The 1768-nt window shown below is 61.8% G+C and carries 1 protein-coding gene; it reads left to right on the plus strand.

Features of this window, described 5'->3' with window-relative positions; translation table 11 throughout:
• On the plus strand, positions 1-1767 hold a 1767-nt coding region (gene tkt / locus NP596_RS21185; RefSeq protein WP_256617367.1), incomplete at its 5' end, for a transketolase.
• Position 1768 lies beyond the last annotated feature (1 nt).

The following is a 1768-nucleotide window of genomic DNA, read 5'->3' on the forward strand; positions in this document are numbered from 1 at the left end:
CCGATCGAACAACTGCAACAGTTCCGCCAACTGCACTCGCAAACCCCGGGCCACCCCGAATACGGCTACACCGAAGGTGTCGAAACCACCACCGGCCCCCTGGGACAAGGCATCACCAACGCCGTCGGTTTCGCCCTGGCGGAACGCACCCTGGCCGGCCAATTCAACCGTCCCGGACACAACATCGTCGACCACTACACCTACGTCTTCATGGGCGACGGCTGCCTGATGGAAGGCATCTCCCACGAAGCCTGCTCGCTGGCCGGCTCCATGGGCCTGGGCAAACTGATCGCCTTCTACGACGACAACAACATCTCCATCGACGGCGAAGTCCGCGGCCACGGCAACGTGCGCGGCTGGTTCCTCGACAACACCCCGCAACGCTTCGAAGCCTACGGCTGGCACGTGATCCCGACAGTTGACGGCCACAACCCCGACGCCGTCAAAAAAGCCATCGAAGAAGCCAAAAAAGTCACCGACAAACCGACCATCATCTGCTGCCAAACCACCATCGGATTTGGTTCGCCGAACAAACAAGGCAAGGAAGAATGTCACGGTGCCGCGCTCGGTGAAGCCGAAATTGCCCTGACCCGCGAAAACCTCGGCTGGCCGCACGCACCCTTCGACATTCCGGCCGACATCAAGGCCGGTTGGGACGCCACCAGCAAAGGCGCCCGTCTGGAAAGCGACTGGAACGACAAGTTCGCCGCCTACCGAGCCGCGCACCCGGAACTGGCCGCCGAATTCCAACGCCGCATGGCCGGCGAACTGCCCGCCGACTGGCAAGAAAAAGCAGGCGCCTTCATTGCCGCGGTCGACGCCAAGGGCGAAACCATCGCCAGCCGCAAAGCCTCGCAAAACACCCTGAACGGTTTTGGTCCCTTGTTGCCCGAACTGATGGGCGGTTCCGCCGACTTGGCCGGCTCCAACCTGACCCTGTGGTCGGGCTGCAAAGACGTCTGCGCCGACGGCTACGACGGCAACTACGTCTACTACGGCGTCCGCGAATTCGGTATGAGCGCCATCATGAACGGCATCATGCTGCACGGCGGCTTCAAACCCTACGGCGCCACCTTCCTGATGTTCAGTGAATACGCCCGTAACGCCCTGCGCATGGCCGCCTTGATGAAAGCGCCGACCATCTTCGTCTACACCCACGACTCCATCGGTCTGGGCGAAGACGGCCCGACCCACCAACCGGTCGAACAAACCGCCACCCTGCGCATGATCCTCAACATGCAGGTCTGGCGCCCGTGCGACGCGGTTGAGTCGGCCGTATGCTGGAAAGCCGCCATCGAACGCAAGGACGGCCCCAGCACCCTGATCTTCTCCCGGCAAAACCTGGCGCACATGAGTCGCACGCAAGCGCAGATCGACGCGATCGGCAAAGGCGGCTACATCCTGCGCGACAGCCAAGGCACGCCCGACGCCATCATCATCGCCACCGGCTCCGAAGTCGAGTTGGCCGTGAAAGCAGCGGACGTATTGGCGGGCAAAGGCAAACAAATTCGCGTGGTCTCCATGCCGTCCACCAACGTCTTCGAAGCGCAAGATCAAGCGTACAAAGACAGCGTACTGCCGCCTAGCGTCGGCCAACGCGTGGTGGTGGAAGCCGGTGTCACCGATAGCTGGTGGAAATATGCCGGCAGCCATGGCAAAATCGTCGGCCTGGACCGTTTCGGCGAATCCGCACCGGCCGGCCAGCTCTTCAAGGAGTTCGGCTTTACCGTGGATAATGTCGTCGCCAACGTCGAAGCTGTGCTTTAAA

It is taken from the genome of Methylomonas rivi (genome assembly GCF_024505165.1).
In the GTDB taxonomy this organism is placed as follows: Bacteria; Pseudomonadota; Gammaproteobacteria; order Methylococcales; family Methylomonadaceae; genus Methylomonas; species Methylomonas rivi.